This is a genomic window from Frigoribacterium sp. 2355, from assembly GCF_054060695.1.
The window spans coordinates 67826-82854 of the sequence record NZ_JBSSDL010000001.1 but is presented as its reverse complement, the minus strand read 5'-3'; the positions used below and the strand labels follow the sequence as shown (position 1 = coordinate 82854).

Sequence of the window (15029 nt, the reverse complement as noted above, 5' to 3'; positions counted from 1 at the left end):
GTCTACTTCACTTTCTCGCTGGACGCGTCGTACGTGGGGGCGTCAGGGGCATCCTTCACCGGCCCGATGCCGACGGGCAGTCCGGCCTCTGGGTGGTTGAGGTCGAATGCCGGCGACTCCGAACGGATGCGCGGGATCGACGTGAAGTTGTGTCGCGGCGGCGGGCACGAGGTGGCCCACTCGAGCGAGCGAGAGTAACCCCAGGGATCGTTGACCTCGACCTTGGGCGCACGCCGAGCCGTGATGTAGACGTTGTAGAGGAACGGCAGGATCGAGACACCGAGCAACATGGCACCGATGGTCGAGAGCTGGTTCATCCACGTGAAGTGGTCTTCGGGCTGGTAGGTGGCGTAGCGACGGGGCATGCCCATCACGCCGAGCCAGTGCTGCACGAGGAACGTGGTGTGGAAGCCGACGAACAGCATCCAGAAGTGGATCTTGCCGAGACGCTCGTTGAGCATCTTGCCGGTCCACTTCGGCCACCAGAAGTAGAACCCGGAGAACATCGCGAAGACGACGGTACCGAAGACCACGTAGTGGAAGTGAGCCACGACGAAGTACGTGTCGGACACGTGGAAGTCGAGCGGGGGCGAGGCCAGGATGACGCCGGTGAGACCACCGAAGGTGAACGTGATGAGGAATCCGATTGCCCACAGCATGGGAGTCTCGAACGTCACCGAACCGCGCCACATGGTGCCGATCCAGTTGAAGATCTTCACGCCGGTGGGCACCGCGATGAGCATGGTCATCAGCGAGAAGAAGGGCAGCAGGACCGAGCCGGTCACGTACATGTGGTGGGCCCACACGGTGACGGACAGGGCGGCGATCGAGATGGTGGCGTAGACGAGCGTCTTGTACCCGAAGATCGGCTTGCGGCTGAAGACCGGGAACACCTCGGACACGATGCCGAAGAACGGCAGGGCGATGATGTAGACCTCCGGGTGACCGAAGAACCAGAACAGGTGCTGCCAGAGGATGGCGCCACCGTTCGCGGGGTTGAAGACCTGGGCGTCGAAGACGCGGTCGAACCCGAGGCCGAACAGTGCGGCCGCCAGCACGGGGAACGCCATGATCACCAAGATGGAGGTGATGAGGGTGTTCCAGGTGAAGATCGGCATGCGCCACATCGTCATGCCCGGAGCACGCATCGAGACGATGGTCGTGATGAAGTTCACCGAACCGAGGATCGTGCTGAAGCCGGTGAGGCCGAGACCGAAGACCCACAGGTTGCCGCCGAGCCCTGGCGAGAACGTCGTGTCACTCAGCGGTGCGTAGGCGAACCAGCCGAACGATGCGGCACCCTGCGGGGTGAGGAAGCCGGCGACGGCGATGATCGAGCCGAACGAGTACAGCCAGAACGCGAAGCCGTTCAGACGGGGGAAGGCGACGTCCGGTGCACCGATCTGCAGCGGCATGAGCACGTTGGCGAATCCCGAGAAGAGTGGGGTCGCGAACATGAGCAACATGATCGTGCCGTGCATGGTGAAGAGCTGGTTGTACTGCTCTTTCGTGGCCACGATCTCGAGGCCCGGTGCGAAGAGTTGGGCACGGATGATGAGCGCCATCACCCCACCGAGGCAGAAGAAGAGGAACGACGTGATCAGGTACATGTACCCGATCGTCTTGTGGTCGGTCGACGTGATCCAGTTGACGACGACGTTGCCCTTGCGGCCGACCTTCGTGGCGCCGAAGTTCTGACCGGACGAGGTCCCGCCGGTGGTGGGACGGGTGGCGGTGGCTGAGCTCATCGAACCGTGCCTTACTTCTCGGAGTCTTCGGTGCCGGCGGCGTTGGCGGGAGCCTCGGTGCCGGGCTGGTTGGTGTTGGTGTTGTACTGGTCGCCCAGCAGGCCGGTGTTTCCCTCGGCATCGAGCGTCTGGATGTACTGGTCGTACTCGGACTGCGACACGACCTTGACGTTGAACAGCATCAACGAGTGGTACTCGCCGCACAGCTCGGCGCACTTGCCGCTGAACGTGCCCTCTTTCTCGGGCGTGAAGTACATCGAGTTGGTCTTGCCGGGGATCGTGTCCTTCTTGTAGAGGAAGTCGATGATCCAGAAGGAGTGAGCCACGTCGCGGGACTTGAGGTCGATCTGCACCGTCTTGCCGACGGGGAGGTAGAGCTCGGGGAGCTGGCTCTCGTCGATCGTGCCGTCACCCAGTTCTTGCGCCTGGATGCCCTGGTAGTAGACGCTCTCGTCTTCGTTCTGCTGGTCGATGTAGTTGAAGTCCCACGCCCAGCGCTTGGCGTAGACGTCGATCTTGACGTCGGGGCTCGCGGTGGGCGCCTCGATGGCGGCCTGGTCGCGGGCCGTGAAGGCGAAGAAGCCCAGCACGAGGATCAGGGGGACGACGGTGTAGAAGATCTCGATCGGCATGTTGTACCGCAGCTGGACCGGGAGGCCGGTCTGGCCCTTGCGACGTCGGTAGGCGACGCAGACCCAGATGATCAGGCCCCACACGATGACGCCGACGATCAGCAGGACGATCCACGAGGTGACCCAGAGTCCGATCACACGGTCCACGTGGTTGGTCGTGCCCGCGGTGGTGGGCAGCCACCCCTGGAGCTGGTCGGTGGTGCACCCCGCTAGCACGAGAGCCAGGACGACTGCCATGGGGGCGGCAGCCCAACGAAGACGGCGGTTAGAACGCACTGTTACCTCTCGGATGACACGACAGTGGGGGTGTTCCCAGTGTTGACGGGGACCTGCCTAGCTTACTCGCAGGTTCGCCTCCCCAACGCACGGCACGCGCCGGAAGCCTCTCGACGTCGAGCGAGAACCGTCGTGGTACGACCGAGGGGACCACCCTGTCGGATGGTCCCCTCGGTGACGCCGGCTCCCCCGCGACGGACGGCCCGGAGTCGTCCTTCGACGGCCGGAGCCGCCCCTCGACGATCAGTGGAAGCTGTCGCCGCAGGCGCAGCTGCCCTGTGCGTTGGGGTTGTCGATGGTGAATCCCTGCTTCTGGATGGTGTCCTCGAAGTCGATGGCTGCGCCGTCGAGGTAAGGGACGCTCATCTTGTCGACGATGACCTCGACGCCGTCGAAGTCGACGGTGGCGTCCCCGTCGAGCATGCGCTCGTCGAAGTAGAGCTGGTAGATGAGCCCCGAGCAGCCACCGGGCTGGACGGCCACGCGAAGGCGGAGGTCGTCTCGCCCCTCTTGCGTGAGCAGGCTCTTCACCTTGTCCGCGGCGGTGGACGTGATCGTCACGCCGTGCGCCTTCGCGTCGACGGGAGCGGTTGCGATGTCGGTCATGGTGCCTCCTTCGGGCCGGGTCGAGTGCGGGGCACTCGTCGTCGACCAGTGTAAGCAGCCGAAGCCTCGTTTTGTTCCGGACCCGCGCCTCCCCGGGTGTCGCCGGTGGTGGGGAGGCGCGGGCGGACCGGTCAGCCCCTCGCGTCGAGGCGCGCCAACAGGATCGCCTCGCTGAGGACGGCCCGGTGGAGGACTCCGAGGTGCTGGGACTCGTTCGGGCTGTGCGCTCGGGTGTCGGGGTCCTCGACGCCGGTCACGAGGATCTGGGCTTCGGGGAACGTGCGCACGAGGTCGGCGATGAACGGGATCGACCCGCCGATGCCCGTCTGGACCGGGGCCTCGCCCCACCCCTCGGTCATCGCGACGGTCGCGTCGGCGATCGCCGTGCCCGTGGTGTCCACCAGGAAGGGGTCACCCCGGTCGACGTCGTCGATCTGGACGTGGGCGCCGAACGGTGCGTGCGCGTGCAGGTGCGCCTCGAGAGCGGCGTAGGCGTCCTCGGCGGTCTGCCCGGGAGCGATGCGGGCGCTGATGCGGACGGACACTTCGGGACTCAGGGTGTTCGACGCGTTGGCGACCGACGGGGCGTCGATGCCCGTCACGGTGATCGACGGTTGCGACCACACCCGGCTCAGGATCGGTCCCCGACCGATGGGGGTCACCCCCTCGAGCAGGCCGCTCTCGTCGCGCAGCTGCTGCTCGCTCTGCTCCGGGTGGTCGGCCTCGCGGCTCGTCAGCCCGGCGACGGCGACGCTGCCGTCGTCGTCGTGCAGGGTCGCGAGGAGCTTGACCATGGCCAGCATGGCGTCGGGGACGGCGCCGCCGAGCATGCCCGAGTGGGAGGCGTGGGCCAAGGTGCGGACGGTCAGGCGGAAGGTCACGTTGCCGCGCAGGCCCACGGTGATGGCGGGGACGGTCGTGCTCCAGTTGTCGGAGTCGGCCACGACGATGACGTCGGCACGGAGCTCGTCTTCGTGCTGCACGAGGAAGTCGGCGAAGGAGCGGGAACCGAACTCCTCCTCGCCCTCGATGAACAACGAGACGCCGACACCGAGGTCGTCTCCGAGCACCTCGTGCACCGCGCGCAGCGCCGCGACGTGCGTCATCACGCCGGCCTTGTCGTCGGACGCCCCACGCCCGTACAGCCGGTCGCCCTTCACGGTCGGTTCGAACGGAGGGGTGTCCCAGTCGGCGTCGTCGCCCTGCGGCTGCACGTCGTGGTGGGCGTACAGGAGGACGGTCGGCTTGCCCTCGCGGGCCGGGCGTCGGGCGAGTACGGCGGGCTGGCCGAGGGGGCCGCCCTCGGCGATCGGCGCCCGGCTCACGGTCACCTCGTCGAAGAGGCCCGTCCCCTCGACCAGGGCGGCCACGGCCTCGGCACTACGTCTCACGTTCTCGGGGTCGAAGGCGTCCCACGAGACGGAAGGGATGCGCACGAGGGCACCCAGGTCGGCGATCGTCGCGGGTAGACCCGCGTGCACGGCCTCCGCGAGTTCGCTGACAGTACGGGGATCGGTCGGTCGGACGGGATGCTGCGAGTCGCTCATGCAGGTAATCTTAGGAACTCGGACAACCCTGAGGATCTCCCGTGGCCAAGCCAGACAGCAAGACGACCGAGACGACCACCGTCGCCGAGCCCGAGTCGACCGCGGTCGGCAAGGGTCGCCCGACGCCCACGCGACGTGAGCGCGAAGCCGCCAACCAGAGGCCCCTCGTGGCCTCGGGCAAAGAAGCCCAGAAGGCCCAGCGGGCCCGTCTCGCCGAACAGCGTGACCGCGCTCGCGTCGGCTTGGCGAACGGCGAGGAGCGCTTCCTGCCCGACCGCGACAAGGGGCCGCAGCGCCGCTTCATCCGCGACCACGTCGACGCCCGCTACAGCGTCGGCGAAGCAATGATCCCCATCATGGTCGTCGTCATCGCGATGACGCTCGTGCAGTCTGCGGCCATCCAGTCCATCACCCTGCTCGTGCTGTGGGGATTCTTCGCCCTCGCCGTCGTCGACTGCCTGATCGTCGGCCGGAGCGTCAACCGCAAGCTGGCTGCCAAGTACGGCGCGGAGAACGTCCGGAAGGGCAACCGCTGGTACGCGGCGATGCGCGCGATGCAGCTCAAGCCCATGCGCCTGCCGAAGCCGCAGGTCAAGCGCGGCGAGTACCCGACCGCGTAGCCGACGCGGCTCCCCGTACGACGAACGGCGTCACCCCCGGTGGGTGGCGCCGTTTCGCGTTCTCAACCTCGCCGACCGCGTGGTTCGTCAGGTGATGCGTCGACGCCGATCCAGGGCGACGAGCCCCCGGTTGACCTGTCGGGCCCAGAGGGGCCCGCGGTAGAGGAACGCCGTGTAGCCCTGCACGAGCGTGGCTCCGGCCCGGAGCCTCGCGTCGACGTCGGCGGCGCTCGAGACCCCACCGACCGAGATGACGCACATGCTGCTCGGGACGGACTCACGGACCAGCTCGAGGACCTCCAACGACCGGACGGCGAGCGGGGCACCCGACAGACCGCCGGCTCCGGCGGCCTCGACGACCGCCCCCTCGGTGGCGAGGCCTTCCCTCGACACCGTCGTGTTGGTCGCGATGACGCCCGCGAGGCCGAGCTCGGTGACGAGGGCACCGATCCGACGAACGCCGTCGTCGTCGAGGTCGGGAGCGATCTTGACCAACACCGGAGTGTGCCCGGCGGCGTCGCGCACGGCCTCGAGGAGTGGAGCGAGCCTCTCGAGCTCTTGCAACCCGCGGAGCCCCGGGGTGTTCGGCGAGCTGACGTTCACGGCGAGGTAGTCCGCCAGAGGAGCCAGGAGGCGAGTGCTGGCCAGGTAGTCGTCGATCGCGTCGTCGACGTCGACGACGCGGCTCTTCCCGATGTTGACGCCGATCACGGGCCGTGACGGAGCCGACCGAGCCCGGCTGAGTTCGAGGGCCGCCGCGTGGGCCCCGGAGTTGTTAAACCCCATGCGGTTCACGACCGCGAGGTCGGGAACGAGTCGGAAGAGACGAGGTCGTTCGTTGCCGGGCTGCGGTCGAGCGGTCACCGTCCCCACCTCGACGTGCCCGAACCCGAGAGCGCCGAGGCCGGCGATGCCTTTGGCGTCCTTGTCGAAACCGGCTGCGACACCGAACGGCGAGGGGAAGTGGAGTCCGAGCGCGTCGACCGCCAGGGACGGGGCCGGGGCCGTGAAGCGCCCGACGAGGCCGGCGAAGCCCAGCTTGGGGATCGCCTTGATGACCCGGAAGGCGAGGTGGTGGGCGTCCTCGGGGTCCATCTTCGCGAAGACGACGTCGAAGAGGACGCGGTACGGGGTCCTCACTCGTCGACCGATCGGGTGGAGAGCGGCCGTGAAGCGTGCTCTTCGCGCAGCTGTCCGATCGAGGCCTCGAAGTCCTCGAGCGAGTCGAAGGCCTGGTAGACGCTCGCGAACCGGAGGTAGGCCACCTCGTCGAGGTCGCGGAGCGGAGGGAGGATGGCCAGACCGATGTCGTTCGCCTCGATCTGCGACGCACCGCTCGCCCGGACGGCCTCTTCGACCTTCTGTGCCAGCACGGCGAGATCGCCATCCGTCACCGGGCGCCCTTGGCAGGCCTTGCGGACACCCGAGATGATCTTGTCGCGACTGAACGGTTCGAGGACGCCGTTGCGCTTCACGACGTTGAGGCTCGCGGTCTCGGTCGTGCTGAACCGACGACTGCAGTTGGGGCATTGCCTCCGACGTCGGATCGACGTGCCGTCGTCACTGGTCCGGGAGTCGACGACTCGTGAGTCGGGGTGGCGGCAGAAGGGGCAGAACATGGTGCGGCCAGATTATCGGACGGCGGACGCGCCGCCGGACGCCAGGGCCACCCGAGCACCGGATCGCGGAGGCCCCGCCCGGCTCACGGGCGCGACAACCGAGCCGCGACGGCCTCGCCGTGGGCGGGCAACAGCTCGGCGTTCGACAACGCCACGAGCCGCTCGGCCACGGCACCCAGGGCCTCGGCGTCGTACCGGACGATCTGCTGTGGTCGGAGGAACGTGAACGCCCCGAGCCCCGACGAGAAGCGCGACTGACCGCTGGTGGGCAGGACGTGGTTCGACCCGGCGAGGTAGTCACCCAGGCTGACGGGCGTGTCGGGCCCCACGAAGATCGCTCCGGCGTCGGTGATGTCGGCCAGGACCGCGTCGTCGTCACGGGTCTGGACCTCGAGGTGCTCGGGGCCGTAGGCGTTGCTGAAGGCAGCAGCCTGCCGGAGGTCGTCGACGAGGACCACCGCCGACTGCCGACCGGAGAGGGCCGTCCGGACCCGGGCGGCGCTGAGGGTGCGGGGCACGAGCCTGGTCAGTTCGGCGACGACGGCCTCGGCGAAGGGCGCGGAGTCCGTCACGAGGACGGCCGAGGCTTCCTCGTCGTGCTCGGCCTGGCTGATGAGGTCGACGGCGACCAACGTGGCGTCCGCCGAGTCGTCCGCGATGACGAGGATCTCGGTCGCACCGGCCACCGAATCGATGCCGACACGACCGCGCACGAGTTGCTTCGCCGCGGCGACGAAGTTGTTGCCGGGACCGGTGATGACCTGGACCGGCTCGAGCTCGAGCTCGGGAACGCCGTAGGCGAGCGCACCGATCGCGCCGGCACCCCCGATCGCATAGACCTCGTCGATGCCGAGCAGACCGGCGGCACCCAGGATGACGGGGTGGACTCCCCCGCCGTGTTCGCGCTGCGCCGGGGAGACGAGGGCGATCGACGACACCCCCGCGACCTGAGCCGGGACGACGTTCATCACCACGCTGGAGGGGTACACGGCCTTGCCGCCGGGCACGTACACGCCGGCCCGCGTGACGGGCTGCCACCGCTGCTCGATGGTCGCCCCCGCCGCCGGGCGGGTCGTGGTCGGTGCCGGGACCTGGGCGCGGCTGGCCTGGGTGACGCGCGCGATCGACTCGACCAGCGCCTCCTTGACCAGCGGGTCGAGGGCCGCGACGGCCTCGTCGATGGTCTGCGTCGTGACGCGCAGGGCGTCGGGGCGGACGCCGTCGAAGCGCGCGGCCTGGTCCCGCAGTGCGGCGGCGCCCCGCTCGCGGACGTCGTCGACGAGTCGACGCGCGGCGTCCGTCGCGGCGCCCACGTCGGCATGGGACCGGGGGACGAGGTCGAGCAGCTGGGCGTGGGTCGGCGCGAGACCGCGCAGATCTGTGGTCTGGATCATGGCCCGTCCAGCCTAGTCAGTAGGGTCGGGAGCATGACGGACGACAACGCGGCTGCTCCGCGGCCCGACGACTCTCTCGAGGTGTTCAAGGAGGCCTTTCGACGACACGCCGCCGGCGTGGCCATCGTCACGGCGCGTGACGGTGAGGGCACACCGGTCGGGTTCACGGCGACGTCGCTGGCGTCGCTGGCCGCCGTCCCGCCCCTCGCGACGTTCAACATGGCCAGGACGGCGAGCTCGTGGCCCGCCCTCTCGGAGACGGACCAGGTCATCGTGCACCTGCTCGGCCTGCGCAACCGTGACCTCGCCCGCCGCATGGCGGGTCCCGCCGCCGAACGCTTCGCGGGCGACCACTGGACCGACGGTCCGAACGGGGTACCTCTGCTCACGGGCGTGACCGCGTGGATGACCGGGACGATCGTCGAGCGGGTGCCCGTCCACGGCAACGCCGTCGTGGTCGTGCGCATCGGAACCGGCGGGGTGGGCGAGGACGACGACGCCCTGCTGTACCACGACCGTCGGTACCTGAGACCGGTCCACCTCGAGGACTGACGCCGAACGGGTGCCGGGCGCCGGAACCGGTCGGGGCACCAGGACCCGCCGGAGCACCGGCCACCTCAGACGAGGCAGCCGGGGCCCAGCAGGCTCTTCAGTTCGCCGAACAGGTCGGCCGTGACGTCGACCGGCATGGGGATCTCGAAGACCCGTGCGGCTTCGCCCTTGACGAGTCGGAGACGGACTTCGGTGCCACCGGCGTGACGCCCGAGCACCGCTGCCAGCTCGGTGACCGTGTCGTGCGTCGCCCGGTGCTCGGGCATCTGCAGGAGCAGCGGCCCGTGGTTCACGCCGACACCGAGGTCGGGCATGAACATGCTCGCGGCGTGCATGTTCATGCCGTCGTCGCGGACGCTGACCCGACCCTTGAGGACGATGATCGAGTCCCCGACGAGCGACGGCCCGAATTCTTGGTAGGTCTTGCCGAGGAACATGGCGGAGATCTCGCCCCCGAAGTCCTCGACGGTGATGATTCCGTAGGGGTTGCCCGAGTTGCGTGCGACCCGGTGCTGCACGCTGGTGATGAGCCCCGCGATCGTGACCGTCTCGCCGTCGATGGTCGCGGGGTCGCTCGCCAGGATGTCGGTGACCGTCGTCTGGGCATGCTTGGCCAAGGGGAGCTCGAGGCCCGCGAGCGGGTGGTCGGAGACGTACAGGCCCAGCATGTCGCGCTCGAAGGCCAGCTTGTCGCGCTTGGACCACTCAGGACGTTCGGGCACGTGCTGGACGTCCTGCGGCTCGTCCCACAGGGAATCGAAGTCGAAGCCGACCTGACCGTTCGCCTCGGCCCTCTTCTCGCTGACCGCCGCCTCGACGGCGGACTCGTGGATCTCGACGAGGGCACGCCGCGTCGACCCCAGGGAGTCGAATGCGCCGGCCTTGACGAGCGACTCGACGGTGCGCTTGTTCGCCACGGGGAGCGGCACCTTGCGCAGGAAGTCGTGGAACGAGGTGAACGCCCCCTCTTTCTTGCGCGCGGCGATGACGTGGTCGACGACGTTGAAGCCGACGTTGCGCACGGCACCCATGCCGAATCGGATGTCGTCGCCGACGGCCGCGAAGAAGCCGATGGATTCGTTGACGTCGGGTGGCAGCACCTTGATGCCCATGCGGCGACACTCGTTGAGGTAGAGACCCAGCTTGTCGCGGGAGTCCCCCGTGCTGGTGAGCAGGGCGGCCATGTACTCGGCCGGGTAGTGGGCCTTGAGGTAGGCCGTCCAGTACGAGACGACGCCGTACGCCGCGGAGTGCGCCTTGTTGAAGGCGTAGTCCGAGAAGGGCAGCAGGATGTCCCAGAGCATCTTGACGGCATCGGGCGAGAAGCCGTTGTCGAACATGCCCTGCTCGAACCCGGCGTACTGCTTGTCGAGCTCGGACTTCTTCTTCTTGCCCATGGCCCGCCGGAGGATGTCGGCCTGACCGAGCGAGAAGCCGGCGACCTTCTGCGCGATGGCCATGACCTGCTCTTGGTAGATGATCAGGCCGTAGCTGGTCGACAGGATCTCTTTGAGCGGCTCTTCGAGCTCGGGGTGGATCGGGGTGATGTCTTGCGCGCCGTTCTTGCGGAGCGCGTAGTTCGTGTGCGAGTTCGCGCCCATGGGCCCCGGGCGGTACAGCGCGATGACGGCCGAGATGTCTTCGAAGTTGTCGGGCTTCATCAGCCGGAGGAGCCCGCGCATGGGCCCGCCGTCGAGTTGGAACACCCCGAGCGTGTCGCCGCGACCCAGCAGCTCGTAGGCCCCCCGGTCGTCGAGCTCGAGGTCTTCGAGCACGAGGTCGAAACCGCGGTTCGTCTTGATGTTGTCGAGGGCGTCGTTGATGATCGTGAGGTTCCGCAACCCCAGGAAGTCCATCTTGATCAGGCCCAGGGACTCGCAGGCCGGATAGTCGAACTGCGTGACGATCTGCCCGTCCTGCTCACGCTTCATGATCGGGATGATGTCGATGAGCGGATCGCTGGACATGATGACGCCTGCGGCGTGCACGCCCCACTGACGTTTCAGGCCCTCGAGCCCCAACGCCGTGTCGAAGACGGTCTTGGCCTCGGGGTCGGACTCGACGACCGTCCTGATGTCGCCGGCCTCTTTGTAGCGCTCGTGCTGCTTGTCGAAGATGCCGGTGAGCGGGATGTCCTTGCCCATCACGGCGGGGGGCATGGCCTTGGTGAGCTTCTCACCCATGCCGAAGGGGAACCCGAGCACCCGTGAACTGTCTTTCAGGGCCTGCTTGGCCTTGATGGTGCCGTACGTGACGATCTGGGCGACGCGTTCGTCTCCGTACTTCTCGGTGACGTACTGGATCACCTCGCCGCGACGACGGTCGTCGAAGTCGACGTCGAAGTCGGGCATGGACACGCGATCGGGGTTGAGGAACCGCTCGAAGATCAGACCGTGGCGCAGAGGATCGAGATCGGTGATGCGCATGGCGTAGGCGGCCATCGAGCCGGCCCCCGAACCACGGCCCGGACCGACCCGGATGCCGTTCTCCTTGGACCAGTTGATGAAGTCGGCGACCACGAGGAAGTAGCCGGGGAAGCCCATGCCGGTGATGACGCCGATCTCGTATTCGGCCTGCTTGCGCACGTCGTCCGGGATGCCCGCGGGATAGCGGTACACGAGCCCCTTCTCGACCTCTTTGATGAACCAGGTCTCTTCGGTCTCGCCCTCGGGCACCGGGTAACGCGGCATGTAGTTGGCCGAGGTGTTGAACTGCACGTCGCAGCGCTCGGCGATGAGGAGCGTGTTGTCGCAGGCCTCGGGGTGGTCGCGGAAGAGATGCCGCATCTGCTGGGCGGACTTGAGGTAGAACTCGTCGGCGTCGAACTTGAACCGGTTGGGGTCGTTCAGCGTCGAGCCGGACTGGACGCAGAGGAGAGCCGCGTGGCTGGTCGCGTCGTGCTCGTGCGTGTAGTGGAGGTCGTTCGTCGCGACGAGGGGCAGGTCGAGGTCTTTCGCCAGGCGCAACAGGTCGCCCATGATCTGCCGCTCGATGCCGAGCCCGTGGTCCATGATCTCGGCGAAGTAGTTCTCACGGCCGAAGATGTCGCGGAAGTCGGAGGCCGCCTTGAGTGCTTCGTCGTACTGGCCGAGCCGCAGGCGGGTCTGGACCTCGCCGCTCGGGCAGCCGGTCGTCGCGATGAGGCCCTCGGAGTACTGCGAGAGCAGCTCGCGGTCCATGCGCGGCTTGAAGTAGTAGCCCTCGAGGGAGGCCCGGGACGAGAGCCGGAACAGGTTGTGCATGCCCGTGGTGTTCTCGGACAACAGCGTCATGTGCGTGTAGGCACCGGAGCCCGACACGTCGTCTCGTCCACCGTCGCCCCAGCGCACGCGAGTCTTGTCGCCCCGGTGCGTGCCCGGCGTGATGTAGGCCTCGGTGCCGATGATGGGTTTGACGCCCGCCTCGGTCGCCGTCTTCCAGAAGTCGTACGCACCGAACACGTTGCCGTGGTCGGTGACCGCCACCGCGGGCATGCCCTGTGCCGCGGCCTCGGTGACCAACGGTTTGACCCGGGCGGCGCCGTCGAGCATCGAGTACTCGCTGTGCACGTGCAGATGGACGAATGAGTCTTTGCTCGAGGCCACGGGGCTCCTCGTCTGGTGGTGGATCTGGCGACTAGGGGAACAGCCTAACCGTGACGGAGGACGTCGAGGGCGTGCTGCAGGTCGCTGGGGTAGGTCGAGCGGTAGACCACCGGCTCACCCGTACCGGGGTGTCGGAATCCGAGCTGGACGGCATGCAGCCACTGCCGCGTGAGACCGAGGGTCGCCGACAGCGTCGGGTCGGCTCCGTAGGTCGCGTCACCGACGCACGGGTGTCGCTGGGCGGCCATGTGGACGCGGATCTGGTGGGTCCGACCCGTCTCGAGGTGGATCTCGAGCAACGACGCCGACGGGAACGCCTCGACGGTCTCGTAGTGGGTGACCGACGGCTTGCCGTCGACGACCACGGCGAATTTCCAGTCGGACGACGGATGCCGCCCGATGGGTGCGTCGATCGTCCCGGTCAACGGGTCGGGGTGGCCCTGGACGACCGCGTTGTAGATCTTCTCGACGGTGCGTTCGCGGAAGGCCTGTTTGAGCAGGGTGTAGGCCCGCTCGGTCTTGGCGACGACCATGAGGCCGCTCGTTCCGACGTCGAGGCGGTGCACGACGCCGGCACGCTCGGACGCCCCCGAGGTCGACACGGTGAAGCCCGCGGCGGCGAGTCCGCCGAGCACCGTCGGTCCCGTCCAGCCCACCGACGGGTGTGCTGCGACTCCGACCGGCTTGTCGACGACAACGATCTCGTCGTCGTCGTGGACGACCGCCATGCCGGGCACCTCGACGGCGACCACGGCCGGTGCCTCACGCGGTGACCATGTGACGTCGAGCCACGCACCGGCCTCGAGCCGGTCCGATTTGCCGACCGTGCGCCCGTCGACCGTCACCCCGCCCGAGGCGGCGACCTCGGCCGCGAAGGTCCGGCTGAAGCCGAGCAGCTTGGCCAGGGCGGCGTCGACACGTTCGCCGGCGAGCCCGTCGGGGACCGGGAGGGCGCGGGTCTCGCTCACGAGGCGCTCCGGTGATCGGCAGGAGGCGCCGTGTCGACGGGACCGCTGGGCTGATCACCGGACGTACCCGGGTCGCCGACGGCCGTGGAGCCTGCCACCTGAGGGTCGCCGTCGCGACCGTCGCTCGCCGGTCGACCCGACTTACCGGCGCTCGGCGTGCGCGTGCCGTCGAGCCCGATGCCCAGCAGCGTGAGCAGGAGGAGCAATCCCATGCTGGACACGATGAAGACGTCGGCGACGTTGAAGATGGCCGGCAGCAGGGAAGGGAAGTAGATGAAGTCGACCACGTGCCCCTGGCCGAACGACGGCTCTCGGAGCAGGCGGTCCGTCAGGTTGCCGAGGGTGCCGCCGAGAAGCATGCCCAGCATGATCGACCAGGCCAGCGATCGGATGCGTCGGGCCACGACCAGGATCGCGACGGCGACGCCGGCGGCGGCGATCGAGAAGATCCACGTCGACCCGCTCGCGAACGAGAAGGCGGCACCGGGGTTCTTGACGAAGTGCAACTGGAAGAACTCGCCGACGACGTCGACGGAACCTCCTTCGACGAGAGTCCGGGTGACCAGCAGTTTGGTGCCCTGGTCGAGGCCGTAGGCCACGACAGCGACGAAGGCCAGCGTCGCGAGAACGCGGACGCTGGCCTTCGTGGCGGGCTTGTCGCTCGACAAGTCCTTAGTTCGAGCCGAAGCCCTGGGCGCTGGCCGGAGTGGGCCGACCGGCCTCGCCGGTGCCCTCGCCGTCGAGCTCGTGCAGCTGACCCTCGATGTAGCTCTTGAGCTTGGAGCGGTAGTCACGCTCGAACGAGCGCAGGTCGTCGATGCGACGCTCGACGCTCGAACGCTCGGTGTTGAGGCGGTCGAGGATCTCGCGCTGCTGGGTCTCGGCGGCACCGATGATGTCGCGGGACTTCGTCTCGGCCTCGGCGACGACCTCACGCTGGCGGGCCTCGCCCTCGGACACCAGACGAGCCGCGGTCGCGTGGCCTTCGGCGATGAGCTGGTCGCGCTTCTCGACGCCCTCGCGGACGTGTTCTTCGTGCAGACGGCGAGCGAGCTGCAGCAGGCTGTTGGTGCTGCTGGTCTCGTCGGCCTCGGACACCGCGGGGGCGGAGTAGGCCGGAGCGGACGCGACGGCGGCGGGGGCCGCGACGACGGGCTCGGACTCGACGACCGGCTCGGGCTCGACGGCCTCGGGCGCCGACGCGGGAGCCGGTGCCGACGCAGGAGCCGGCGCGCTGGCCACCGGAGCCGAGACGGGAGCGGCCTGCGCCACGGGGGCGGAGTCGCCGGACGAGAGGCGCTGACGCAGCTCGTCGTTCTCCTGGTTGAGACGTCGCAGCTCGGCGACGACCTCGTCGAGGAAGTCGTCGACCTCGTCTTGGTCGTATCCCTCGCGGAACTTCGTCGGCTGGAACCGCTTGTTGACTACGTCTTCCGGCGTCAAAGCCATTGCCGTCACCTCGTGCATCTGTTGGATCGTGTGA

Annotated in this window: 13 protein-coding genes; 2 read left to right on the top strand and 11 right to left on the bottom strand. The window is 68.1% G+C overall.

Translation table 11 applies throughout. From position 1 onward, the window contains the following. Positions 1-2: 2 nt before the first annotated feature. The 4 genes from ctaD to ACVJ1F_RS00400 form a co-directional block, all read right to left on the bottom strand. A complete protein-coding gene (gene ctaD, locus ACVJ1F_RS00415) occupies positions 3-1748 on the bottom strand; it encodes an aa3-type cytochrome oxidase subunit I (protein WP_082460211.1) in 1746 nt (581 codons plus the stop codon). Positions 1749-1759: 11 nt separating this feature from the next. Beyond that, on the bottom strand, positions 1760-2656 hold the full coding sequence (ctaC, locus tag ACVJ1F_RS00410; RefSeq protein WP_431521884.1) for an aa3-type cytochrome oxidase subunit II: 897 nt from the start codon (positions 2654-2656) through the stop codon (positions 1760-1762). A 243-nt stretch (positions 2657-2899) separates the two neighbouring features. Next, positions 2900-3262 carry an iron-sulfur cluster insertion protein ErpA gene (gene erpA / locus ACVJ1F_RS00405; protein WP_043594936.1) on the bottom strand — a complete coding sequence of 121 codons (363 nt, stop codon included), beginning with the start codon at positions 3260-3262 and terminating at the stop codon, positions 2900-2902. A gap of 131 nt (positions 3263-3393) precedes the next feature. Then, positions 3394-4809 (bottom strand): M20/M25/M40 family metallo-hydrolase, encoded by a 1416-nt coding sequence (locus ACVJ1F_RS00400; RefSeq protein WP_456884095.1) that lies wholly within the window; start codon positions 4807-4809, stop codon positions 3394-3396. A 41-nt stretch (positions 4810-4850) separates the two neighbouring features. On the opposite strand from ACVJ1F_RS00400, the gene ACVJ1F_RS00395 reads away from it, so the two are divergent. Then, positions 4851-5429, top strand: a complete 579-nt coding sequence (locus ACVJ1F_RS00395) for a DUF3043 domain-containing protein (RefSeq protein WP_056045052.1) — start codon at positions 4851-4853, stop codon at positions 5427-5429. 87 nt (positions 5430-5516) lie between these two features. On the opposite strand, the gene ACVJ1F_RS00390 is transcribed toward ACVJ1F_RS00395, so the two are convergent. The 3 genes from ACVJ1F_RS00390 to hisD all read right to left on the bottom strand — a co-directional run bounded on the left by ACVJ1F_RS00390 (position 5517) and on the right by hisD (position 8442). After that, positions 5517-6569: a quinone-dependent dihydroorotate dehydrogenase gene (locus ACVJ1F_RS00390; protein ID WP_456884093.1), complete on the bottom strand. Its 1053-nt coding sequence runs from the start codon at positions 6567-6569 to the stop codon at positions 5517-5519. Further along, a complete protein-coding gene (nrdR, locus tag ACVJ1F_RS00385; RefSeq protein ID WP_456884091.1) occupies positions 6566-7048 on the bottom strand; it encodes a transcriptional regulator NrdR in 483 nt (160 codons plus the stop codon). Before nrdR ends, ACVJ1F_RS00390 begins: the two co-directional genes overlap by 4 nt. 83 nt (positions 7049-7131) lie before the next feature. Further along, positions 7132-8442, bottom strand: a complete 1311-nt coding sequence (gene hisD, locus ACVJ1F_RS00380) for a histidinol dehydrogenase (protein WP_056045050.1) — start codon at positions 8440-8442, stop codon at positions 7132-7134. A 33-nt stretch (positions 8443-8475) separates the two neighbouring features. Here hisD and ACVJ1F_RS00375 point away from each other — a divergent pair, with 33 nt between their 5' ends. After that, positions 8476-8994, top strand: a complete 519-nt coding sequence (locus ACVJ1F_RS00375; protein ID WP_456884089.1) for a flavin reductase family protein — start codon at positions 8476-8478, stop codon at positions 8992-8994. Positions 8995-9059: 65 nt separating this feature from the next. Here the strand turns inward: ACVJ1F_RS00375 and dnaE are convergent, their stop codons facing one another. From dnaE to ACVJ1F_RS00355, 4 genes are all read right to left on the bottom strand, one after another. Continuing rightward, the gene (gene dnaE, locus ACVJ1F_RS00370) at positions 9060-12524 is read right to left on the bottom strand and encodes a DNA polymerase III subunit alpha (protein ID WP_056047386.1); all 3465 of its coding nucleotides are present in this window, start codon (positions 12522-12524) and stop codon (positions 9060-9062) included. A gap of 98 nt (positions 12525-12622) precedes the next feature. Next, the gene (locus tag ACVJ1F_RS00365) at positions 12623-13546 is read right to left on the bottom strand and encodes an RluA family pseudouridine synthase (protein WP_402751583.1); all 924 of its coding nucleotides are present in this window, start codon (positions 13544-13546) and stop codon (positions 12623-12625) included. After that, on the bottom strand, positions 13543-14214 hold the full coding sequence (gene lspA, locus ACVJ1F_RS00360) for a signal peptidase II (RefSeq protein ID WP_456884087.1): 672 nt from the start codon (positions 14212-14214) through the stop codon (positions 13543-13545). The genes ACVJ1F_RS00365 and lspA overlap by 4 nt, the downstream gene beginning before the upstream one ends. A 4-nt stretch (positions 14215-14218) precedes the next feature. Continuing rightward, positions 14219-14995: a DivIVA domain-containing protein gene (locus tag ACVJ1F_RS00355; protein WP_056045044.1), complete on the bottom strand. Its 777-nt coding sequence runs from the start codon at positions 14993-14995 to the stop codon at positions 14219-14221. Positions 14996-15029 lie beyond the last annotated feature (34 nt).